At 60.3% G+C, this 21,689-nt stretch carries 27 protein-coding genes and 1 pseudogene; 17 read left to right on the top strand and 11 right to left on the bottom strand.

Going from position 1 to position 21,689, the window contains the following annotated elements:
* The first annotated feature begins 177 nt into the window (after positions 1-177).
* The 3 genes from AC1U7K_RS06225 to AC1U7K_RS06215 all read left to right on the top strand — a co-directional run bounded on the left by AC1U7K_RS06225 (position 178) and on the right by AC1U7K_RS06215 (position 2,134).
* On the top strand, positions 178-702 hold the full coding sequence (locus AC1U7K_RS06225; RefSeq protein WP_480250077.1) for a UpxY family transcription antiterminator: 525 nt from the start codon (positions 178-180) through the stop codon (positions 700-702).
* Positions 703-1,271: 569 nt separating this feature from the next.
* Positions 1,272-1,589, top strand: a complete 318-nt coding sequence (locus AC1U7K_RS06220; protein ID WP_480250076.1) for a hypothetical protein — start codon at positions 1,272-1,274, stop codon at positions 1,587-1,589.
* 92 nt (positions 1,590-1,681) lie between these two features.
* The gene (locus AC1U7K_RS06215) at positions 1,682-2,134 is read left to right on the top strand and encodes an FKBP-type peptidyl-prolyl cis-trans isomerase (RefSeq protein ID WP_480250075.1); all 453 of its coding nucleotides are present in this window, start codon (positions 1,682-1,684) and stop codon (positions 2,132-2,134) included.
* Between the two features lie 95 nt (positions 2,135-2,229).
* On the opposite strand, the gene AC1U7K_RS06210 is transcribed toward AC1U7K_RS06215, so the two are convergent.
* From AC1U7K_RS06210 to AC1U7K_RS06190, 5 genes are all read right to left on the bottom strand, one after another.
* Positions 2,230-2,385 (bottom strand): hypothetical protein, encoded by a 156-nt coding sequence (locus AC1U7K_RS06210; protein ID WP_480250074.1) that lies wholly within the window; start codon positions 2,383-2,385, stop codon positions 2,230-2,232.
* A gap of 18 nt (positions 2,386-2,403) precedes the next feature.
* Positions 2,404-2,619, bottom strand: a complete 216-nt coding sequence (locus tag AC1U7K_RS06205; RefSeq protein ID WP_480250073.1) for a hypothetical protein — start codon at positions 2,617-2,619, stop codon at positions 2,404-2,406.
* Positions 2,603-3,481 carry a DUF4403 family protein gene (locus tag AC1U7K_RS06200; RefSeq protein WP_480250072.1) on the bottom strand — a complete coding sequence of 293 codons (879 nt, stop codon included), beginning with the start codon at positions 3,479-3,481 and terminating at the stop codon, positions 2,603-2,605. Before AC1U7K_RS06200 ends, AC1U7K_RS06205 begins: the two co-directional genes overlap by 17 nt.
* Positions 3,450-3,869, bottom strand: coding sequence for a hypothetical protein (locus AC1U7K_RS06195; protein WP_480250071.1), 420 nt, complete (start codon positions 3,867-3,869; stop codon positions 3,450-3,452). Before AC1U7K_RS06195 ends, AC1U7K_RS06200 begins: the two co-directional genes overlap by 32 nt.
* 130 nt (positions 3,870-3,999) lie before the next feature.
* Positions 4,000-4,191, bottom strand: a complete 192-nt coding sequence (locus tag AC1U7K_RS06190) for a hypothetical protein (RefSeq protein ID WP_480250070.1) — start codon at positions 4,189-4,191, stop codon at positions 4,000-4,002.
* 81 nt (positions 4,192-4,272) lie between these two features.
* On the opposite strand from AC1U7K_RS06190, the gene AC1U7K_RS06185 reads away from it, so the two are divergent.
* A complete protein-coding gene (locus AC1U7K_RS06185; protein WP_480250069.1) occupies positions 4,273-4,890 on the top strand; it encodes a low affinity iron permease family protein in 618 nt (205 codons plus the stop codon).
* A 224-nt stretch (positions 4,891-5,114) separates the two neighbouring features.
* On the opposite strand, the gene modA is transcribed toward AC1U7K_RS06185, so the two are convergent.
* Positions 5,115-5,903, bottom strand: coding sequence for a molybdate ABC transporter substrate-binding protein (gene modA / locus AC1U7K_RS06180; RefSeq protein WP_480250067.1), 789 nt, complete (start codon positions 5,901-5,903; stop codon positions 5,115-5,117).
* Between the two features lie 440 nt (positions 5,904-6,343).
* Between modA and AC1U7K_RS06175 the strand changes: the two are divergent.
* The 3 genes and pseudogenes from AC1U7K_RS06175 to AC1U7K_RS06165 all read left to right on the top strand — a co-directional run bounded on the left by AC1U7K_RS06175 (position 6,344) and on the right by AC1U7K_RS06165 (position 12,648).
* A pseudogene (locus AC1U7K_RS06175) lies at positions 6,344-9,548 on the top strand (efflux RND transporter permease subunit).
* Positions 9,545-10,903, top strand: coding sequence for an efflux RND transporter periplasmic adaptor subunit (locus tag AC1U7K_RS06170; protein ID WP_480250066.1), 1,359 nt, complete (start codon positions 9,545-9,547; stop codon positions 10,901-10,903). Before AC1U7K_RS06175 ends, AC1U7K_RS06170 begins: the two are co-directional and overlap by 4 nt.
* Positions 10,903-12,648, top strand: a complete 1,746-nt coding sequence (locus AC1U7K_RS06165; protein WP_480250246.1) for an efflux transporter outer membrane subunit — start codon at positions 10,903-10,905, stop codon at positions 12,646-12,648. The genes AC1U7K_RS06170 and AC1U7K_RS06165 overlap by 1 nt, the downstream gene beginning before the upstream one ends.
* Here the strand turns inward: AC1U7K_RS06165 and AC1U7K_RS06160 are convergent.
* The 3 genes from AC1U7K_RS06160 to folE all read right to left on the bottom strand — a co-directional run bounded on the left by AC1U7K_RS06160 (position 12,616) and on the right by folE (position 15,043).
* Positions 12,616-13,239, bottom strand: coding sequence for a CHRD domain-containing protein (locus AC1U7K_RS06160; RefSeq protein ID WP_480250065.1), 624 nt, complete (start codon positions 13,237-13,239; stop codon positions 12,616-12,618). The genes AC1U7K_RS06165 and AC1U7K_RS06160 overlap by 33 nt on opposite strands.
* A 169-nt stretch (positions 13,240-13,408) precedes the next feature.
* Entirely contained in the window at positions 13,409-14,266 is an 858-nt protein-coding gene (locus AC1U7K_RS06155; RefSeq protein WP_480250063.1) for a dihydrofolate reductase family protein, read from the bottom strand.
* A 15-nt stretch (positions 14,267-14,281) separates the two neighbouring features.
* A complete protein-coding gene (gene folE / locus AC1U7K_RS06150; RefSeq protein ID WP_480250061.1) occupies positions 14,282-15,043 on the bottom strand; it encodes a GTP cyclohydrolase I in 762 nt (253 codons plus the stop codon).
* Positions 15,044-15,275: 232 nt separating this feature from the next.
* On the opposite strand from folE, the gene AC1U7K_RS06145 reads away from it, so the two are divergent.
* From AC1U7K_RS06145 to AC1U7K_RS06125, 5 genes are all read left to right on the top strand, one after another.
* Positions 15,276-15,686 carry an SxtJ family membrane protein gene (locus tag AC1U7K_RS06145; RefSeq protein WP_480250060.1) on the top strand — a complete coding sequence of 137 codons (411 nt, stop codon included), beginning with the start codon at positions 15,276-15,278 and terminating at the stop codon, positions 15,684-15,686.
* Entirely contained in the window at positions 15,686-15,838 is a 153-nt protein-coding gene (locus AC1U7K_RS06140; RefSeq protein ID WP_480250059.1) for a DUF5989 family protein, read from the top strand. The genes AC1U7K_RS06145 and AC1U7K_RS06140 overlap by 1 nt, the downstream gene beginning before the upstream one ends.
* 239 nt (positions 15,839-16,077) lie before the next feature.
* Positions 16,078-16,449 (top strand): hypothetical protein, encoded by a 372-nt coding sequence (locus AC1U7K_RS06135; protein WP_480250058.1) that lies wholly within the window; start codon positions 16,078-16,080, stop codon positions 16,447-16,449.
* On the top strand, positions 16,437-16,877 hold the full coding sequence (locus AC1U7K_RS06130; protein WP_480250057.1) for a response regulator transcription factor: 441 nt from the start codon (positions 16,437-16,439) through the stop codon (positions 16,875-16,877). Before AC1U7K_RS06135 ends, AC1U7K_RS06130 begins: the two co-directional genes overlap by 13 nt.
* A 70-nt stretch (positions 16,878-16,947) precedes the next feature.
* A complete protein-coding gene (locus tag AC1U7K_RS06125) occupies positions 16,948-17,145 on the top strand; it encodes a DNA gyrase inhibitor YacG (RefSeq protein WP_480250056.1) in 198 nt (65 codons plus the stop codon).
* Positions 17,146-17,166: 21 nt separating this feature from the next.
* Here the strand turns inward: AC1U7K_RS06125 and AC1U7K_RS06120 are convergent, their stop codons facing one another.
* Positions 17,167-17,841, bottom strand: coding sequence for a hypothetical protein (locus AC1U7K_RS06120; RefSeq protein WP_480250054.1), 675 nt, complete (start codon positions 17,839-17,841; stop codon positions 17,167-17,169).
* Positions 17,819-18,490, bottom strand: coding sequence for a hypothetical protein (locus AC1U7K_RS06115; RefSeq protein ID WP_480250053.1), 672 nt, complete (start codon positions 18,488-18,490; stop codon positions 17,819-17,821). Before AC1U7K_RS06115 ends, AC1U7K_RS06120 begins: the two co-directional genes overlap by 23 nt.
* Before the next feature lie 178 nt (positions 18,491-18,668).
* On the opposite strand from AC1U7K_RS06115, the gene AC1U7K_RS06110 reads away from it, so the two are divergent.
* From AC1U7K_RS06110 to AC1U7K_RS06090, 5 genes are all read left to right on the top strand, one after another.
* Positions 18,669-19,184, top strand: coding sequence for a hypothetical protein (locus AC1U7K_RS06110; protein WP_480250052.1), 516 nt, complete (start codon positions 18,669-18,671; stop codon positions 19,182-19,184).
* A gap of 148 nt (positions 19,185-19,332) precedes the next feature.
* Positions 19,333-19,845, top strand: coding sequence for a hypothetical protein (locus tag AC1U7K_RS06105; RefSeq protein ID WP_480250051.1), 513 nt, complete (start codon positions 19,333-19,335; stop codon positions 19,843-19,845).
* Positions 19,846-19,975: 130 nt separating this feature from the next.
* Positions 19,976-20,470 (top strand): MarR family transcriptional regulator, encoded by a 495-nt coding sequence (locus tag AC1U7K_RS06100; RefSeq protein ID WP_480250049.1) that lies wholly within the window; start codon positions 19,976-19,978, stop codon positions 20,468-20,470.
* Positions 20,471-20,499: 29 nt separating this feature from the next.
* Positions 20,500-20,838 (top strand): hypothetical protein, encoded by a 339-nt coding sequence (locus tag AC1U7K_RS06095; RefSeq protein ID WP_480250048.1) that lies wholly within the window; start codon positions 20,500-20,502, stop codon positions 20,836-20,838.
* A gap of 7 nt (positions 20,839-20,845) precedes the next feature.
* Positions 20,846-21,604 (top strand): OmpA family protein, encoded by a 759-nt coding sequence (locus tag AC1U7K_RS06090; RefSeq protein WP_480250047.1) that lies wholly within the window; start codon positions 20,846-20,848, stop codon positions 21,602-21,604.
* Positions 21,605-21,689: the final 85 nt, after the last annotated feature.

Raw genomic sequence — 21,689 nt, 5'->3', positions numbered from 1 at the left:
AGGGCTGACCACCATTTCTCCCTCCCTTTACCCTATCTGGCAACTCCTTAGATTGCTCGTCTATCACGATATGCACGACAGAAAAATCATCGAATGCGCGATGGCGTACGTTGTCGCACGGCGGTACCTTCTTTTGCTACACCATGCATAGGGTTTGTTCCCAGATGGAGGGCCTGCATGTTTCTCCTCGTGTCCGATGCTTTATGGTACGCGGTGCGGACGCGTTCCCGCAGCGAGAAAGTCGTTCGTGAGCAGTTACTCGGTCGAGGAATCGAACCCCTGCTGCCACTGATCTCACGAGTGAGTCAATGGAAGGATCGACGGAAGCGGATCGAATGGCCGTTGTTCCCTAGCTATTGTTTTGCTCGGTTTCATCTCGAACAAAAGCTCACGGTCCTTCAGACTCCGGGAGTGGTATCCATCATCGGCAGTGCCCTGGGAACGTTGGAGCCGATCCCCGATCGTGAAATTGAGGCTCTTCAGCGCGTGATCGAGAGCCACTACCCCTACGATCCGTATCCCGGCCTTGCGCCGGGGACCGAAGTGGAGGTCGTGCGAGGCCCACTTATGGGGCTGCGGGGAGTCTTGATGAGAAAAGGCAATGGATCACGACTGGTCGTATCCATTAATTTGATTCAGCAAGGGGCGGCCGTCGACATGAACGGCGCCGACCTCGTCGCGGTCCACCAAGCGGCGGTGTGACGCCAATCAGCCTCGTCGGCCTTTCGGCATCAAGTCCAACGGCCCCAGCTTCCTCTAAAGGTCACATCACCAGCAGGCCGTCTCGGCCGCTTCCTTCGTTGTAAGCAAATTCGTGTGGAGGAGCGCGGGAGCTCTGACGTCAGTTCGTCACTAGATCAGGCCACGTCGAGTGAGGGCGTCATACCGGGTCAGCGTGGCCCGGAAGCGGGAAAGCCACAACGCGAGAGAACGCCCCGAGCGGGGTCCGAGGCCGGATTGACCTTAACGCCGGAAGGAAAATAGCAGGGGCTCTTCTCCTCCGAGGGCCGCACCTCGTGAACGGTGCCCGGGCGCCGTGGTCGACGTCATACAACGAATCCGTTTTGTGGGCGTCAGCCCGCTTCGGCACTATCTTTCCTTCTCCGTCTGACCTTCATTTCAGAGGCGGCCGACATAGGCCTATCTTCGAAGCGGGTTCAATAAGCGTAACGAGGCCAAAGCAATAGTTGATTGTGGCGGATCGCGCACTGCGGCCGGCCGCACCGACAGTTGCTTTGGCCTCATTATTTTTCTATCCCCAGGAGGTCACCATGGGAAAAACCTACATTTGGATCGTGACCGCAGTCGCTGCCCTTGCATTCTCGGGGCAACACGCGTACGCCGCCTCTCTTCCAGAAGCGGCAGACGGCGCCCAAGCGAAAGTCGTGCGAGGCACGATCTATGGAGAGGTCAAAAAAGTCCAGCCGGATGCCGTGATCGTCGAAGCTGACCGACTAGAAGTCCGTCTCTTGCTTCATGAGTCCACGCATGTGGGACCGGTGAAAGAAGGGGATCAGGTCGTGGCCTATGTGACACCAGGAGGGACAACGACCTCGATTCAGCCACTTGACGCTCGCTGGTACCGCTAAAAGTACCGCTAAACTCCGAACGGCACCGGAGCACCTCGCTTCCGGTGCCGGCCTCGGTCCGGCTCAACCGTTGTGGAGGGAGGAGACTGCCGATGGAATACGCTCAACCAGGGGACACCGTTCGCGTCCATTACACCGGAAAGCTCGACGATGGAACGGTCTTCGATACCTCGTATGGCGGCGATCCGATCGAATTTCAGGTGGGCTCAACGGGCATCATCAGCGGCTTTCATCAGGCCGTTCAAGGAATGAAGGCGGGCGACTCGAAAACCGAACGGATCGCGAGCCATGACGCCTATGGACCGTACGAACCGTCGTTGCGCGTCGACGTGGATCGCGCGCTGTTTTCAGCGGAGGGTGTCAATCCACGGGTTGGTATGGAGTTGGAAGTCAATGATGGCGCCGGAAACACGGTTCCTGTTCGTGTGGCCGACGTGGCTGATACGCGTATCACGCTCGATGCGAATCATCCGCTGGCAGGAAAGGACTTGATCTTCGACGTCAGCGTGGTCGAAGTGATCAAAAATGGTGCTGATCGGCGCTAGAGGTCGATGATCGACAGACGTCAATCGGGTGAAGCCGACCGTGCGCCGATCGCGGTCGAGGCGACGCGTCGGCGCCGTTCCTCGTCGCTCAAGCGTTACGCCGCCACGTTGCTGGCCGACTTGCCCTCATCATACGCATGGCGCAACGCTGCGGCGATCGATTCCTGAAGATGCAGCAGATCAGCGGACGAGTGGTCGGCCACAAAGGCGTCGATGATCGATTCGGCTTCTGTCTTGGCCCAATCCGTCATGGGGATCTTCCTCCTCGTCTACATTCCCATGGACCGCCGCGAGGACATCGGCGACCGTTCCGGATCAGTCCGGATTGGCGCCGTTTCGGCGGGCACCTGTGCGGTGCCTTGCGCGGTTCCCTCCAACACGACGTCGGCGACGAGCGCGGCGGGTGTCGAATAGGCGCGCTGGGGCTGATGACGCGTCATCAGCAGGTCCATAGTAAAGTCGCTCGCCTTATGTTGTCCGTTCATCGCGGATCGCATCTTTGGCCAATCGATCCGAGAGGTCAATGGAACTGGCCGCCAGCAGACGGCGCCGCAACTGCTGATCGATCGTTTGCCAATAGCCGAGCTTGATCTTGTCCAACATGGCCTTCGATTCATTGGCCATCTTGAGGTCGGGAGTGGTGACGATCATGCCCTGGCTGTCCAACTGCGGCGTCCCCCAGTAATAGATCTTGCCGTTGAGATCGCCGCTCGTCTCAACCAGGATGAGCATCTTGCCGGAAAGATCCGACGCGCTGACGCGTTCGATCAAGACCTTGTCCTTGATCCAGCCATCAAGCGTTAATTCCTGGTGAAACAGTTTGTCCTGTAGCGACTGGTTGATCGCAGCGTAGGGCACCGCGATGGAGGCGAGGACCTTATACGGTTCTCGCTCCGTCGAAACTTTGCCCGTGCCGACTTTGAGCGGCGATGCGCCCGATCGTCGACACTGCGGTTCGAACACGGCCGTCGGCGTTTCTTTGACGGCCACGGGTATGATCGTCTCGGTCCCCGTGCCTTTCAGTCCGCCGATCACCATGTCTTCCGGCTTTCCATAGAGGCAGACTTGAGCGTTGATCGGAACGACATTGACGGCGAACGGAGTCTGAAGCTTCGACCACAGCGTGTCGAGCGGCACTTCAAACCGATTGTCGACAGCGGCTTCCACCGCCTGCGTCAACTGATCTCGATTGAATAACTCGACGAGCTGGTCCTTCACGGGCACGTTGAACATATTGCATTTCGAATCGCTTTCCGGCTTCAAGTCAATCGTCGTCTGCGGATCGTCCAAGAGCACGATCAAACGATTGCCTTCGTCACGCACCGAGAGGCGGCCGGACGTCTCCACCACGGAATACAAGGGATCGAGCCGGCACCCGCGCGCCGGCTTTCGCCTCCAGGTCGCCTTTATACGTGCTTCGCACGATCACCAAACCGTCCTGCACCGATACCGTGGGTTCGCCGTCCCGAAGGAACGTCCACCGATAATCGTTCCCGAGCGGATGGCCCGCTTCGGTGAGCCGGTCGGGCACCGCGGACTGAAGGGTCTTTTGAACCGGTGAGAGGTCGATCTGCAGCGCGACGGGCAACGAAGAGTGCGGGAGTTGCGATTGCACCACGGTCGATCCAGCAGGGGGAACTTGTGCAATGGATTGGACGCGGTAATCGGGCAAGTTGTGACTGCATGCCATGGTGAGCAAGAAGAGCGACAGCGATGCGGCACTCCCTTTATTCATGGCGTGTCTTCCTTAGCGCGGATACGAGGGATGAAATTGCAGGAAGGGCCACTTCTCCCCAAGCTTCCCCACCTGCATAGGCGGGATGCACGCAGCATCCGCCGCCGCTCATCTTGAACAGCTGCTCGCCTTATCGGGTCATATCTCGGACGCCTTCACGGGCTCCTTCGCGCGCAGCTTCCCGAGCATCAGAGGACGGCGGCGTCACGTCTTGGTGGATCACCGCCGGCGGCCGATCCTCACGCTCGTGTGTATGCGTCGTACAGCCCGCGGCGAATTGACCGATCATCAGCATCGAGACCAGGAGCATTACGTGCGTCATGTTCCCTCCCCACAAAGGTTGCTACCACTACCATAACGTAGATGGCCCAACGGGTATTGTCAGAGGATCGGGGAGTGGAGTGTGAGCGCCGAACGTTACAACTTGTACGTAGCGGCCGTCTGTCGACCGATCGAGGCTCTTCTTATTTTTCTGACCAACGGCTTCGCCTTACCCGGCAGTTTTACGTGTCTCGTCATCTCGATACTGGACAGTACGGGTAACAAGGAAATCGGTCCCATGGAGCGTGACATGATTGTAACGACCAATGATTTTGACTCTGCGCGCGAGACGGCGATGTTCGATCGGTTCGCCAAGAGAATGGAATCGTGGGTGGGCCATCCGATCGCGTTCGGTGCGGCCCTTCTCGCCGTTGTGCTGTGGGCGGGCAGCGGGCCGTTGTTCGGGTTCAGCAATGCGTGGCAGCTCGTGATTAACACGGCGACGACGATCGTGACATTTCTCATGGTGTTCTTGATTCAGCACACGACGAATCGGGCGAGTGCCGCGATCCAACTGAAGTTGGATGAGCTGATCCGAGCCCAAGAGGGCGCCCATAATGCGGTGTTGGCGGCCGAAGAGTTGACGTTGGAAGAAATCGAGCAGTTGCGGACGCACTACGAGCGACTGGCGCAGTTGGCCCGTGCTCGGCTCAAACAGGGCATCAAGGACACCGGCTCCCCAGAGGTCTCAATGCTGTGAGCGGGCCTTCGGCTGTGACCGTCGTCCTGAGCGCGCATTGCGGCACGACTCTGGCGGACTAATCAATGCAGGCCAGGGACTGCAAGCGGTCGGTGAAGGTGGATGAATGGGTGGATGAATGGATGAAGCTGGATATGATGGGGGCGGTGCCGGCGACAGCCGTCATCGGCTGTCGCCGGCACATCATGACGGTCGGGCTCCGCCCAAAAACTGTGTGGCCCCGGTCACGATCTACTCAGCGGTGCGGGATCGAATCCATATTTGAGCAGGAGTTTCTGTATGCGGGGGCTCATCATGAAATCGACAAACTCATCGGCGAGATGACGCATCTCCTTGCGACAGGTCCACACCACCGCTTCCCCAAACTGCACAGGGGTAAATTCACCGCTCGGTGCTTCATCGATGATACGTACCTGGCCATTGGCGATTGCGTCGGCGCGATAGACGAGACCGACATCGGCCTGTCCCGTCCGGACCACATTGATCAGGTCTTCACTATGCTCGGCATAGACGACCGAGGACATGTGCTTATAGGCCGGATCCAGCTTGGCGAGCGCCCGCGCGCTGATGCCCCCTAACGCGGTCGTCTTGGGGTCGCCGACGGCAAGCCGTGTTGGTCGATTCGAGACCTCGTGAAAGGAGATCGCGATGGCCTGGGAGGCCACCGATGTGACAAGCACGAGAGACGTCTGCGCGTAGATGCGAGGACCTCCGTCGACCGTCAGTCCCTTCTTGTGAAGTTTTTCGACCTCGTCAACCGCCTCAGGCAGAAACACATCGATCGGCGCTCCCTTTTCGATCTCCCGACGAAGCGTTTGGGACGGACCGTAGACGACCTCCACGGTAGCCCCGTATTCTTTCTCGAACATCGGGAGAATTTCCTGAAATGCCGCCTTGAGGCTGTGGCCGGCCGCAACCGTCAACGTCTCAGCCGGAACAGGCTCCGCGCTCGCAAGGCCTGTCAGCCCACCGAAGAAGACCATCGCCATGCTGAATGTCTGAATTCCCTTCATTATTGCTCCATGTATTCCTTACGTTTGTTCAGTCTGACTTGCTACCGGCTGAAAAACCAATCATTGAACTCGTTGTGATCTGATTGGCAAGATCAATACCAAATGAGACTAATCTGACCATCGCGGAAAAAACGGGTTGAATCTGCAGCTTGTGCGACATCTGTCGAATGGGACGGTGGAGCGATCGGCGAAACTGTGAAATTTCGCACACTCCGTTCACTTCGTAGATGCACACTTCAGCCGTGCGCCGGGCAGGTGTGCTGTCAGGCAGAGAAGAAAACCGCATTGTTATTGTGCAAAGCTGCACAACCCGCGCGGGGAAATGTCGATCGACGACTGGCAAGCGCTTTGCTGAGGGATGATCAGCTTGTGCTGAGTTCTGTTGACGTGCTAGTTCACCATATGGCCGACACGCACACTGCTTCTGGCATACTGACCCTATGAATCAAATCGTTCTCATTGCCCTCCGCAGGCCATACACGTTCGTCGTCATGTCGATCTTGATCGTGCTGTTTGGGAGCCTCACGATCCTCCACATGCCAACCGACGTGTTCCCGAACATCACGATTCCGGTCACCTCGGTGGTCTGGGTCTACTCCGGTCTGCTGCCGCAGCAGGTGGAAGGACGCATCACGTACCTCTTCGAGCGTTTCGTCACCTCGACGGTGGAAGGCATCAAGTACATGCACAGTCACTCCTATTACGGGAGCAGCATCACGAACATCTATCTGCAGGACGAGGTGGACGTCGGTCGTGCCGAAGCCGATATCACGGCGATTGCGCAGACGGTCGTCAAGGCGCTGCCCCCGGATATTTCGCCTCCCATGATCATGCGGCTCGCGCCGTCGTCGATCCCGGTGGCCATGCTCGAAGTGAGCTCCGATGAGCTCACGCCCGCAGAGCTTTATAACCTCGCCTACATGCGGATCCGCCCGCTGCTCGTGACCGTCAACGGGGCGATCCTGCCGCATCCCTACGGCGGCCAAGACATGCAGGTCATGGTCAACCTCGATCCGCAGAAAATGCTTGCCCGCCACCTCACGCCGTCGGAGATTCACGATGTCCTTATGGAGCAGTACCGGGTGCTGCCGACCGGGGACATCAAGATCAAGCCGACCGACTGGATCGTTCAGACCAATGCCTCGCCGTTGAAGATCGACGATTTTATGAATATCCCGATCAAGCGGGAAGGCAATGCGTTCATTTATCTCCGGGATGTCGCCACGGTACAGCTCATGGGTCGGGTGCAGCAGAACGCGGTCCTCGTGAAAGGGAAGCAGACCGTGATCATCGTCGTGATGAAGAGCACGGAGGCGTCGACGTTGGACGTGGTCGACGGCATCAAGAAGATGATCCCACGGGCCGAGCAAATCGTGCCGAAGGGCGTGCGCATCCGGCTCCTCGACGACGCGTCGACGTTCGTGAAAGACGCCATCTCGGACGTGCTCCATGAAATGCTGACCGCCGGCGCGCTGGTCGGCGTGATCGTTCTGCTGCTGCTCGGCTCCTGGAGGGCCACCGTCATTGTCTGGACCTCGATCCCGCTGTCGATCCTGACCGCGATCATCAGCCTGCATTGGCTCGGGGAGACGATCAATGTCATGACGCTGGGAGGGCTGGCGCTGGCCGTGGGGATTCTGGTCGACGACGCGACGGTGATGATCGAGAATATCGATCGCCATATCGAAATGGGCAAGCCGCTGGAGACCGCGATCATCGACGCGGCGAATCAGATCGTCGTCCCGACGCTCGTCGCCACCCTGTGCATCGCCATCGCCTGGTTCCCGCTCTTCGGACTCACGGGCGCGTCGGGCTATCTGTTCAAACCCATGGCGGAAGCGGTCATGATCGCCATGCTCGCTTCCTTCATCCTGTCGCGCACATTGGTGCCGACCATGGCCAAATATATGATGAAGAGTCACCATGACGCAGGATCCCCACATGCCGCAGGGTCGTGAGCCACATGGACAGCCGGCCGCGGAAGGCCGCTCGCGGAACGTGTTCGCGCGCTTTCAGCACGGGTTCGAGCGCCGCTTCAATCAATTCCGCGAGCGCTACGGTCGACTGCTCGAACGCGTGATCGCCCGTCGCAGCACCTTCGTCAAGGTCTCGCTGGCGATCGCGCTCGGCTCCTTCTCCCTCTTTTTCTTTCTCGGGCGGGATTACTTCCCGGAAATCAGATCGGGAGTCATTCAGATGCACATGCGGGCGCCGCTGGGGACGCGCATCGAGGTGAGCGGACGCATCGCCACGCTGGTCTCTCAGAGCATCGAGGAGTTGCTGCCCGGGCACGTGGAGAACATCGTGAGCAATTGCGGGCTGCCGGTCGGGCCGCACAACCTCGCGTTCATCCCGACACCGACGATCGGTTCACAGGATTGTGACTTGACAATCCTCTTAAATGATGAAAAGTCGCCGGTGTGGGAGTATCGGCGCATTCTGCGGAAGGGTTTGAAGGAACGGTATCCGGGGACCGAGTTCACGTTTCAGCCGTCCGATCTGACCGCCAAAATTCTCAACTTCGGTGCACCGGCTCCGATTGACGTGCAGGTCAATGGCCCGGAGATCTATCCCAACTATGAGTTCGCGCGGAAATTGATGGCCAAGTTTCGGGATATCCCGGGTGCCGTCGACGTGGTGATCCAGCAGACGATGCGCACGCCGACCCTCACCGTCGAGGGCAACCGGACGTTCGGGCTCAGTGTGAACAGGACCTTGAAGGACATGGCGGACAATCTCCTGATGACGACTGCCGGGAGCCAGCAGGTCGATCAGATCTATTGGCTGGATCCCTCGACCGGCATGTCGTACTTGATCAACGTCTATACGCCTCAGCCGCACATCAACAGCATCAATAGTCTCATGACCCTCCCGGTCGATGCCTCGAACAATTCTTCGAAAGACAACGATGTACAGCTGCTCGGCAATCTGACGAACATGTCCGTGGAGGGAACGCCGGGGGTGATTACCCATGGCAACATCATGCCCTTGTTCGACATCTATATCTCCGCCGAGGGGCGGGACCTCGGCTCAGTGTTGAAGGACGTCGAGAAGGTGGCCGACGGCATGAGGGACCAGATGCCGCGCAGTGCGGCGCTCGAAATCCACGGACAGGCCTCCCTCATGCGCGACGCCTATTTCGAGCTGATCTTCGGACTGATCGGGGCGATCGTCCTGATCTACCTGCTGATCGTGATCAACTTCCAGTCGTGGCTCGATCCCTTCATCATCATCACGGCCTTGCCCGGCGCGCTGGCGGGCATCGCCTGGTCGTTGTTCCTGACGCAGACGCGGCTGTCGGAGCCTGCGCTGACGGGGGCGATCATGACGATGGGGACCGCGACCGCCAATTCGATCCTGGTCGTGGCCTATGCCCGCGAACGGCTCCAAGAACACGGCGATGCGCTGCGGGCGGCCGTCGAAGCCGGGACGACCCGTTTCCGTCCGGTGCTCATGACCGCTTCGGCCATGATCATCGGCATGGTGCCCATGGCGACCGGGTACTCACAAAACGCGCCGCTCGGCCGGGCGGTCATCGGCGGGTTGCTCGTCGCCACGATTTTCACGCTGTTTTTCGTGCCGTGCGTGTATGCCATCCTCTATAGCCGGCGTGCCGCACGCCAACCTGAGCAGAGTCCAGCATGAACGCGCTCCGTCAAAGAACCCTCATCATCGTCGCGATCCTGTTGTTCGGTTTGTACATCGGCTATCGCATCTACGAGAGCCGAAGTCACGCCGCAGCGCTCCAGGAGGAGACGGTCGAAAACGCCGTTCCGACCGTGGCGGTCGTTACTCCCAAGCCGGTGCCCGCGACCGAAAGCATCACGCTCCCCGGGAATATCGTGGGCTGGTACGAGGCGCCGATCTACGCCCGCACCACCGGCTATGTGAAGATGTGGTACAAGGACTACGGCGACGAGGTGAAGAAAGGGGACGTCCTCGCCGAAATCAACGCGCCCGACCTCGACGCGGAATACGCGCAGGCCAAGGCCGATCTTGAAACGGAGCGCGCCAAGTATCGGCTTGCCGAAGTCACCGCCAAGCGTTGGATCGCGCTACGGCCCAATCATGCCGTCTCGGAGCAGTCGATCACCGTGCAGGAACAAAACCTCAAAGCCCAGGCGGCGATGGTCAAGGCCGCGGAGCAAAAGGTTCGGAACATCGAAGCGTTCATTCAGTTCAAAACGATCGTCGCGCCCTTTGACGGGGTCGTCATCCAACGCAACATCAACGTCGGCGACTTGGTCAGCAAGGAGGGCACGCTCAGCACGCCGAACGCCGTCACCAACCTGTTCACGGTTGCCGTCGTCGATACCTTGCGGCTCTTCGTCAACGTGCCGGAGACATTCGGGCCGTTTCTCCAACCGGGCCTCTCGGCCGACGTGACCGTGCCGCAGTTACCCCATCGTCATTTCAAGGCCAAATTTCTGACCGTGGCGAAAGGATTCGACGTCAGCACGCGGACGGCGGTCACGGTCTTCACGATCGACAATGAAGACCGCGCGCTCTGGCCCGGCTCCTATGCTCAGGTCCACCTCACGGCACCGGTCGATCGAGAAGCGTTCATGATTCCATCCACGGCGTTGGTGTTCCAGGAGCACGGCACACAGGTGGCCACGGTGACGGAGGACGACCGCGTGCATCTCAAAGTCATCACCGTGAGCAAACTGATGGACAACGCCGTCGAAGTGGCAGAGGGCATCTCCACGAGCGATCGCGTCATCAACAACCCGAGCGCCGCGCTGCTCGAAGGCGACAAGGTGCGCGTCGTCACGCCGGCACCCGGGTACGATCTCGTCAACGAACCCCCGCGACCGCCGGCTCCTCACCCGTCACAGGTCTCTCAGCCGCCGCGTGCGCCTGAACCGGCGGAGCCACTGCCTTCGCAGACGTCTCAGCCAAAACCGTCGCCGCCGCAACAGGCGCCGGAGCCACCGCGACCACAGGCTCCGCCCCCGCAGGCACAGCCGCCGCACCCGTCCTCGCCAACCCGTCCATGATGGCAGAGCGTGTTCCGATTGGACCTCGGTGCCTAGGGAGGCGCAGCCTCGCGCTCCACGGCGCTGTGCTGCTCGCGATCACGTTGTCGGCATGCAGCACCGACTGGTTGCCGCACGTCGATCTGGCTCCGACGTATCAACCGCCTGAGTACGTCGTTCCCGCGTCGTGGCAAGGGGCGAGTCCCTTCGTGGAGGCGAAACCATCGGATGGCGAACTGCGCCCGGACTGGTGGACCCTGTACAACGATCCGGTGCTGAACAAACTCGTCGAGCAGGCGATGGCGGCGAATCCGGATTTACAAGCGGCGGCGGAACGCTTCGTCCAGGCCCGTGATGTGATGATGCAGGTTCGCTCGCAGCGAATCCCGCACGTCGGCGTCGGCGGGAAAGTCACGGATAGTCACCTCCACGTCAATCCCGAGGTCTACGACCCTGATACTCCCTTGACCGGATCGGTGGGGGCCGGTGGCGGGATTGCCTCCTGGGAGCCGGACTTCTGGTCGGCGATCCGCAACGCGACACGCGTCGAGATCTATCGCGCGGAAGAGCGGGCCGCCGACTGGGGCCTCGCCCGCCTGAGCCTGCAGGCCGAAATTGCCGCGAACTACTTTACGCTCCGTGGCTACGATGCCCAGGCGGCCATCTACAAGCAATCGATCGACCTCTACAGAAGTTCGCTCGACCTGATCAAAGCTCAGTTCGCCGGTGCGATCGCCTCGGCCCTCGATGTCGCGCGCGCGGAATCGCTGCTCTTCAGTACGGAGACCAAGTACGCGCAGATTCAAGGTCAGCGCCAGGTGACGGAGCAAGCGATCGCCGTCCTCGTCAATCAGGCGCCGGCCAGCTTCAGAATCGAGCCGGTGGACGAGCTTCGTATGGCAAGGTTCATGGTTCCGCCGATCATTCCGTCCAGGTTGCTCGAGCGCCGGCCCGACATCGCTTCGATGGAGCGACGGATGGCGGAGGCCAATCGCGCCATCGGCATCGCCCGCGCCGCCTTCTTCCCCGATGTGCGGTTCAGAGCCGATGGAGGTATCCTCGACGTCGGTTTTAGCGCCGTCGAAATGGCGAAGTTCGTCACCGGGTTCTGGTCCTATGGTTCGTTGGTGTCGCTGCCGGCCTTCGAGGGCGGGTATCGCCGCGCGCAACTGCAGAGAACCTGGTCGGCCTATCGCGAGACCGAAGACCTCTACCGCTCAACCGTGCTGAACGCGTTTCGGGAGGTTGAGAACGGATTGAGCCTCACGAACCGGCTCACCGTCGCGGCCGACCGGCAGGACGCCGCCGTCGGCGCCAATTTCAAGGCGCAAAATCTGACCACGGAGCTGTATCAGGGCGGGTTGGCGTCCAGCCTTGAGCTGATTTATGCCCAGGTCGCGACGCTGCAGGCACGCATCGAGGGGGTACAGATCAAGGCCGAGCTCCTGAGATCGACGGTCGGGCTCATTCGCGCACTGGGCGGAGGCTGGGATCGTAAGCAATTGCCGGGCGACGACCAGATCCAGCCCTTCGGCACCTTGCAATACACCAATCTGAAGAAGCCGCCCCCCGCGGCAGGGATCGACGTCAATGCCGACAATAACTGGGTCAATAATGATTTGACGAAGCCGGCTGCCGCGCAGCAGTCTATTCCCGGGGATCGCCAATCCAATGCGACCGACCCCGCTGGCGGCAGCCCCGAACGGGTCTCCGGGAAATCTAAAAAACGACCCTCAGCGTCTAAGATTCCCGCCAGTCAACAGTGAGCGCTGTCGAGCCCATCGACCCATCACAAGCCCCGCGAATCCGGAAGTGACGAGAAGGACGCTCGCAGGCTCAGGCGTTGCCAAGATGCCGCGGATCTCACCAGCCGGAAACAATGAAGAGTGTACGTTCAAGTAGGCCTCTCTGTTCACCAGTCCGGTGACCAATGCGGCCTCAGCTCCACCCACCGTTCCACCCTGTGCCGTGATGAAGGCCGGATTATAGGTGGCGGAGTCCAGGAGGCTGAAATCATGGGAATAGGTGCCGCTCGTCACGCCCAAGGGAAAGCCGGGGAAGGTCGGAACAGCGGTCGCAATGCCGACGTTGAGGCCCGTCGCGCCCGGTGAAGGAAGGCAGCAATGGATGTGCGAAGCCGTCGTACCTGCCTCGAGGCCGCTGAATGTCACATCGACGTGCAAGGTATTCGCCACCGGATCGACGATAACCGTCGTATGGCCCGTTCCCGGTGAGCCGGTCGGCGGGACTTCCGCACTTCCCGTGAGATCGGCAAAGAGCGTCATCGGCGCTGCGTTTGAGACGGCATGAACGAGAGGAGTGGCGGCCAGAACCACGACCAGCAAGAAGCGTTTCATGGGTGCCTCGTTCAGGGTATGCGGAGGAAGCTGCTCCGATGTCGCATGATCGGCAAGCGGCGACGGAGTGGCCGTATTGTAGGATGGATGCTTATCGCGAGATCACGAGCCGGTGCCGCTCGTTTCGCTCAGGCCTCAATGGAGCGAGATGGCCACCCTGTACCCGCCATCATCGAGCTGTAGGAAAGCGGTAGCGAAGGAAGAGATGTCCGGCCGCGGCGGCGCGTTTGATGGACACGAGATTGCCCCACAACGCTTCTTCAGGACCGAAGGCGAGGGGGCCGGAGAAATTCGGGCGTTCGGCCGCAAGCCCCCGCCCGACGATCTGAGGGGCGACGGTCAGAAACAGTTCATCGAGCGCGCGTTGTTTGAGGAATGCCGAGAACAAGGTCGGTCCCCCCTCGTGAAGCAGAAGGTCTACGCGATAGTCACGGTGGAGGAAGGTCACGATGTCCCATGGCTCGATGAAGGATTCGCCGGGGAGCACGTGAACGCGAGCGGGCAGGTCCTCCCCATATCGCTGCTTCAACGTCCGTTCGCCGACCTTGGTCGTGAGCACGAGACCCTGGATGTCGCCCCGTCGAAACAACGGCTCGGACAGATCGACGGTGCCCAGCCCGCTCACAATGACGTTCAACGGATGATCGGAACGTTTGCGCAAGTGTTGTCGGAGGTCCAGGAACTGCCGCTCCAGTTTTGGGTAAATAAACGATGCGGTCCAGAGATGCCCGGCTCCCGCCCGGAACGTCTCCTCGCCGATGAGGACGGCATCCGCAGAGGCGCGGAGCAGGCCCATGATGAACGTGTCCTCTTCGTTCCGGCCGCTGATCTCGCCGCCGCCAGACTTTCCGGGGATTTTGAGCGAGACGATGCCATCCAGCGACTGCACGAAGTTGCCGATCACGAGCGGGCGGCGGACGGAGCGATCGGGAAAGGTGAGGTCGCCGTCATACAGGGACCCCAGATCGTCAGGCAGTCGACGATGCCCGCGTCCCGCCGTCTGGTCGAACATCGTCACGATCTGCATGCGGTCACATTGCGCTTACGCACCTCGTACGAGATGCAGCAAGCTGCGGCGTAACTCCTCGTCCCTCTCATAGGCGCCTTTCCATACGAGGGTCGTGGTCGTCGCCCCGACTTCGTGAACGCCCCGCATCTGCGTGCAGAAGTGCTCGGCTACGAGCATCAGGCCGACGCCTTTTGGCGCTGCGATCTTCTCCAGGACCTCGACGATCTGGTAGCCCATACGTTCTTGTGACGTGAAGCGTTTGGCCATCACTCGAACGATCCGCGTCAGCTTCGACAGCCCCATCACCATCCTGTTCGGGATGTAGCCGATATAGGCCAGCCCCTTGATGGGCAGCACGTGATGTTCGCAGATGGAGAAGAAGGTGATCGGGCTTTCCACGATCTGGTCTTGTCCCCACTCGCTGGGGCATTCGTTGTCGAAGAGGACTCGGATTTTCGGATCGCCATCATAGCCACCGGTGGCGTCGATCATCGCATCCACGAATCGCAGCGGGGTGTCCATGGTGCCGGGTTGATGGACGTCCATGCCGAGACGGACAAAAAATCTTTCAAACGCCTTTGCGAATTCCAGTCGTTCGTCCTCAGAAAATGGCGCCCGCTGTCGGTAGATTTGCGCACACGCTTGCACGTCTTTGGGAACCGGCTCCCCGGTCAAGGCGTCCCAGGCGGTCCCGCACTCACAACAGTGCGCGTAATGACAGACGTGGTCACAATCGAGCGGCCGAAAATACGGAGAGCCGCAGCTGGGACATCGCTCCACAAGCTTCTTGGTCATATCGATTCTCCGCCTTCATTCTAACGAGGGAAACTACGGCAAGCTGTCAGGCAAGGAAACCACGGCAGGGAGGACGGCTGGCCGAAAAGATCTGTAGGACTCGTTGCGCAACGGCAGGAGGTTTGGTTGCGGCGGCCTTTGAGACGCACTTGTGGCTTGCCGACCTTCTTCTGTTTCGCTAGGATGCCTCGTATGGTTCGCATGGAGGACACCGTGACACGGAAAGCTCGCCATGTTTGAGATTCCAGACCTCGATGCGCCCGGCCTCCGCAAGTTCGGCTTCACAATGGCCGCTATCATCGCCGGGCTCTTTGGCGCCGTGTTGCCCCTCTTGAAGGGCTCCGCGTTCCCGCTATGGCCGTGGATCATCGCCGCCGTGCTGGCCGTCTGGGCCACGGCCGCGCCGAGGTCCCTGCGTCTCATCTATCGGCCATGGATGAAACTCGGCGGTGTCTTGGGATGGATCAATACCAGGATCATCTTGGGCATTGTGTTCGTGCTCGTCGTCGTCCCTCTTGGCCGGCTGCTGCAAGTGATCAAGGAGCGAAAGGTCGGACGCATCACCGATGGTATCGATAAGGCAGCGGACAGCTACTGGACCGTCCCGGCCTCCCGTGCCTCTAACATGGAGAAACCGTTCTAATGACCGAACTACTACGTGATCTCTGGGACTTCATGCGCGAGCGTAAGGTGTATTGGATGGCGCCGGTTGTGATCATTCTGGTCCTGCTGGGTGGTTTGATCATCCTCACGCAGGGCTCGGCGGTCGCGCCGTTCATCTATACCTTGTTCTAAACCGCGAGACGTCTGTTCGCCTGAACGCCGTTTCTCCCTCGTGATAGCTCCGCTCGTGCCTACCGGCATTCGATAGCCGCCTTGATCGTGCGTTGCGCCTGAGCCGTCCACCGTCTCCGGATCCGTTCGCCTCCGCATGACGTGAGCGCGAAGTCCATGCCGGACCTACACCCGCCCGCCGTAAGGCCGATACTGTAACGACCCGGTCATTTCTTAGAGTGAAGGAAAGGGAGGACGCGATGGTGATCAGGATGATGACGGCTGTGCTGTTCATTGCCAGCGTGGCGGGCGCCGCGAACCTGGAAGTCCAGACGGTGGATAAGGACTGCTGGATCGAGATTTATGAAGACGATAAATTCGATGCGGACGATCCACACGTGCGGCTGCAAGGGCCGCAGGAGATCGGCACACTCAAGAACTTGAAAGGCCGTGATTGGAACAATGACATCGAAAGCGTGATCGTCGGACCGAACGCGACCGTCAAAGCATATTCCAAGCCCGACTTTGATGGGACGGAATTGGCGTTGGTGCCGAACCAGCGCATCCAGGACCTGGCCAAGCTCAATATGGGGAACGACATTGAATCGATGAAGATCACATGCGGCCGATAGCACGGGAAGAAAACGGCCAGGTGGTGCAGCCGGAGGTTGGCCATGCCGCGAAGCGACTGTTGGTCGTCGAAGATGAGCCACACAGTCGGCTCATGGTGAGCTGGGTGCTGCAACGGTATGGGTACCATGTCGAGTCGGTCGATAGCGGAGCGGCGGCGCTCGATCTCATGCGGCATCAGATGTTTGACGGCATCCTGCTCGACGTGATCCTTGCTGATCTGGACGGCTTCGAAGTCATTCGCCAGCTCAAGGCCGATGCGTGCGGCGCACCCATTCTCGTCATGACGGGCTATGAATGTCTCGCGCTGCAGGCGGTTCGGCAAGGCGCCGACGATTACCTCGTGAAACCCTTTGCGAACGTGTCCCTCCGGACCCTCGTCGAACGCTGGCTGGGCCCCGCAGACTCCACCGTCGCCTGTCGCGGTTGACCCAAGCGAGACGATCCCGGCGACCGGTGAGCAGCTTGCCTCCTGTTTCTCGATGACGTTACAGTTACCCATGGTTCGCACGGTGGCCTGTCCGCTCTGCCGGCGCCCGGCCTTGTGGGATGAGAACCCGTGGCGGCCGTTTTGCTCGGAGCGTTGCCAGCTCATCGACCTTGGGAAATGGGCGGGCGAAGAGTACCGCATTGCGGGGAATCGCCTGACCGCCGATCTCGATGAGGACGAGCCCGAGGACGAATCGGAATCCGTGTGACGTCTTGGCGACCGGCAGCATCTACTTCGCTGGCTGAACCGGCCATCCTTCCTGCCTCGCTTTCTTGAGAAACTTCTCCGCCGTCCCGTGAAGATGCTTGGAGAGGAGGACATCGATTTCTTCTTCATCGAAGCCGACCAACCAATGCTTCGTCCGCTCTTGGATATCGACGGCGAACTTTTGACCATCCGCTGTGCGGACCAATTCGAGATTGACGCGGGTCGTCAGCGCGACTTTCGTCGTCACGAGATAGTCGTGCACCTCAATGAGCCAGGTGAGGACCTCGCCGCCGAGCTTGATGTCCGGTGTCGGCGCGGGGGTCGCGATCGCCGGCTTGTCGATCCAGGTGATCCATCCTTCGCGTCGCTGGTAATAGTCGATCAAGGTCAGCGTAATCTGCTCAGCGAGATTGCCGCCGCTGACGGCAACCGGCAATTCTTGTCCAAACACGCCGTAGAGCGTGCCGGTGCGGCGCGAGTCTCGTCGGTCCTCGAACGGGGTCACGGCCACGTGAAGCGCCTGGATTCTCCGGGGCGCGATGTCGGGGACCGGAATGACGGTTCGGATGTCGACGTAGAGCGCCTCCCTCTCGGCGCATCCAGTGACGGCAAGACACAGCAGGAGAACAGTAAGCGAGGCGGCGGCGCGCATCACCGCCGGCGTCCGCCACTGCCTATTGGTCGAGAAACCGTTCATGCGGGAGTGCCAAATCGGTACTGATCCATGAAAAGACGAGGAGGATGACGTACTGATGGTAATGGGTCGAGGCTTCGTACCACGGACTGGTGCTGATCATGTCGCCGGTTTCTTGGCGATACACGGAGACGGCCAGCCGAATCAGGCCCCGCTGATGGACCTTTTTGTAGATGCTGATTTCAGGCAATGAAAACGGGATGAGGACGCTTTGAACAGGCGGCATGCCGAGGAAGCTCGTCCCCTGTTCGGTCCCATAGCCTTGCAACGTGATGCGGATGAGGTAGGTCGGCTTCTCATCCGGCTTCCGGACTCGATAGCCGAGCCGGCTGAGCTGCTCCGCCATCACGTGCCGCACGAATTCCTGATCGGGGGTGAGCCCGGCGGAGTCGATCGCAAGGCTGGATTCCGGCGGAAGCGGAATCGTGAGCTGCCCGATACTGCGAGCCGCCGCCTGCGAGAGAAGGAGTTGCTCGATCGCGGTCCGAGGCGTTTTGGACGATTCCCGTGACAGGGCCCCGCATCCAGTGATCAGCGAGCAGACCAACAGGACTGCGATGAGCGTGCCTGTCCTTTGACGGCCTTCGTGGAACTCACGTGGCCTCTCCTGTAGCCGCTGGATGGCGAGCACGGAAAAGAGTCTAGAGTGCAAGGGGTAGACCGCCTATCGGAGGGAGAGCGGGAGCATGAGAAAGTTTCAGCCCTACAGCATTTAGCGTAGTCTCGGTTCACGACCCGCCGGCTCGTCGCGATCGGCGTGCCGCGACTCTTGCATCACGATCCTTGTTGTCCGACACAGGCACTCTACGCGTTGTGATAGGGTGCAAGCGATGAATTGGCTCTGGTTTTCCATCTTGTTCCTATCCGGGTGCGTCGCCTTCGGCAACAAAGGAATCGTCGACGACACGGCGGTCGAGCAGGTCCTTGTTGGTCAGAGCGACAAGGATCAGGTGCGCGCCGTACTCGGCGATCCCGCTGACCGGCGCGCCCTTCGCGTCTCCGGGCATCAGCGAGAGTGGTGGCTCTATCGCTATCGATCATCCGTCGTGAACCCCCTCGAGTATGTGGTGCTCGTGGGCCTTTTCGTCAGCGGAGTCGGCATGCCCGATCGAGATACGATGCTGGCCGTCTTCTTTGATCCGGACGGCATTGTGACATCATTCGTCCGGGCGAGGACCGACTACCGAACAGCCTCGCCGCTTCCGCAGTTGTCTGTCGCGAGCACGACGACCACCGCGGTCTGGGTCGGTCAGGGGTTTCGTTTCCAAGACCATACTCAGTGGCCGGATGAGGATGCAACGGGGACGTCCCACGAGTTTACGAGGAGGGACGGTTCTGATCGGTAGCTCGATCACTCCATGCGAGTCAGATGAAGTGATGGGTGGGGCGATGGTGTGATAAAACTCCAGATGAAGTCCAGCGTTTTGAGAACCGCCGGCCGGATGAGCCTCGGCTTCCCGTGCCGACAGCCAGACCGCGAGTGGGTTCAATGACATGTTGAATCGATCGGCCGGGATGATTCTGCGCAAGCTCGGTCTCGTCGTATTTTTCACCCTCGCGACCGCGGGCTGTCAGGGATGGTCGGTACTCCCTGAGCGGCCGGCCCCCACCCCGGTCATGGACTTGTGGAAAATTTATTCGCATTGCCAGACGGCAAGTGACGTTCAAAGCGTTCTTCGGGATGCTGCGGTGCTGAATAGCTATGCCGAGCGACCTGAGCAGAAGTTGCCCCGTCTCTTGCGGCCGGCACGCGGCCTCATCTCACCCCCTGTCGTGCGCCTGTCGGTTGACCCAAAAGCAATGGCCTCCGCGTGTACGCTGAGGGCGGCGAATGCGGCCGCAGACGCGGGTTGGACCGAGGTCGCAACCCGTCTCTATCGCTCCCTTCTTTCTCCGACGGCCACCGACGGTGACCGAGACTACTACGCCCGCCAAGCAGAAGTGGGACTCACCGATCTCCTCACTGACCAACGCGATGACATGTCGGACACCGCTGCCATGCAGTAGGAATCCGACTGGTCGCGACTCACCGGCTGAGCGGCCGCGATCTCACCCATCCGTCGACGACCCTCTGCGCGTGGCAGTACCGTTCCTCAACCCAAAAAACCGTTTGACCTCAAATTGGTTTTGACCTAAGGTGAAGCGAGTAGCGAGTCACGCGAACGCCGTGCCGGTGGACAACCATCAGGAGCAGCGGGGGCAGTTGGGTGAAGTGCTGGACCTCATGCGGCTCCTGTGGGGGGTGGATCATCGGCTGCAGGCCACATCCAAGCGCATGGCAACGACTCTGGGCGTCACGGGACCGCAGCGCCTCGCGATTCGCCTCGTTGGCCAGTTTCCCGACATCTCTGCCGGCCGCCTGGCCGGCCTGCTCTGTGTGCATCCCAGCACCCTGACGGGGATTTTGCAGCGACTCGAGCGACGCGGCATCCTCAGGCGTCGACGAGATCATCGCGACGCGAGACGGGCACGATTTCGCCTCACCGCGAAAGGCATAGCCCTCAACCGCCTCCGCTCCGGGACGGTAGAGGCAGCCGTGCGCCGAGCCTTGTCGAAGGTGACTCGGGAGGAGGTATCAGCAGCCGAAACCGTATTCCGGGCGTTACACGCCGAACTTGTCCCGGATCGTTAAGGAGGAGCTGTGAGAAAAGGAGGAAAGCCATGCAGTATTGGCGGCCTATTGTTGCTCTCTTGATGGTCATCGCCGGAGAGGCGATTTCTCTTCCGGCCCTATTCGCGAGTGCAGGCACCGAACGAACCGTGCGCGGGGAAGTCGTGGCTGTCAACGTCAGCCATCCTCCACAGACGATCGTCGTGAAACTGACGGTCAGTGGAAATCGTGAAATGATCGTTGGCGCGGACGTCGGCAACGACACGCCGATCCTCCGTGGAGGGACACGTGTGCCGCTCAACGCCATCAAGCCCGGGGATCGGGTGACGCTGGTGTATGTCAAGCATGACAAGGGGTTGACGGCCAGCTCTATCCACATCGGAAAGTGAGGTCGTGATGAAAAAACTGAGATTCAAACTCTTCGTCGTTCTTCCACTGGTCGCGTTCGGCACAGTAGCGGGATGCAGTGGAAAGCGGGTCTCCAGCTCAGTGGAGGATCAATCGATGCAGATACGGCAGACGCCGCCGCTTGCCGTGGAAACAGCACCGGCTCGTATTCCGGAGCCGGCTGGAGACGCAAGCTCGATGCCGGCCGCGAGGCCGAAGGATGAACCCGCATCCCCTGTGATCACACAGCGACCGTCGCTGCCGGTCCATGAGCCTGAGTCCATGCCTCCGACCGTGCCACCGGAGGAGCAAATCAGTGAGCCGCCGGTCGCCCCGCCGGTCGCGGCACCGGTCCCGCCACCGGTGGTGGCCGATGTTCCCGTCCCAAGGCGAGGCGCTGAGGCCGTGCCGCCACCAGCGTCCGCACAGCCGGCGATCCTAGGCGAGCTTCAAGACCTCTACTTCGACTACGACAAGGCGACAATTCGAGGTGATGCGAGAATGGTGCTTGAGCAGGATGCGCGGGTCCTTGCCCATCGGCATGCGAAGTCGCTCGTCATTGAAGGACACTGCGATGAGCGCGGTACGCTTGATTACAACCTTGTCTTAGGCGAGAGACGGGCCAGAGCCGTTCAACGTTATCTGGAGGACCTGGGCGTTCGCACACCAATGACCATCACGAGCTATGGGAAAGAGCGACCACAATGCCAAGACCATACCGAACAATGCTGGCAACAGAACCGGCGCGCGCACTTTGTCGCTGACTGACTGTCGCGCCGTCGAGGGGCGGCCGCTGGGTCGCCGCCCTACCTCAAAGGGGCCCTCCCACCGTTGACTGATCACCGAGGAGGAT

It is taken from the genome of Nitrospira sp. Vd2, from assembly GCF_979581665.1.
The sequence above is the reverse complement of the archived record's forward strand: the minus strand, read 5'-3'. Positions and strand labels throughout refer to the sequence as shown.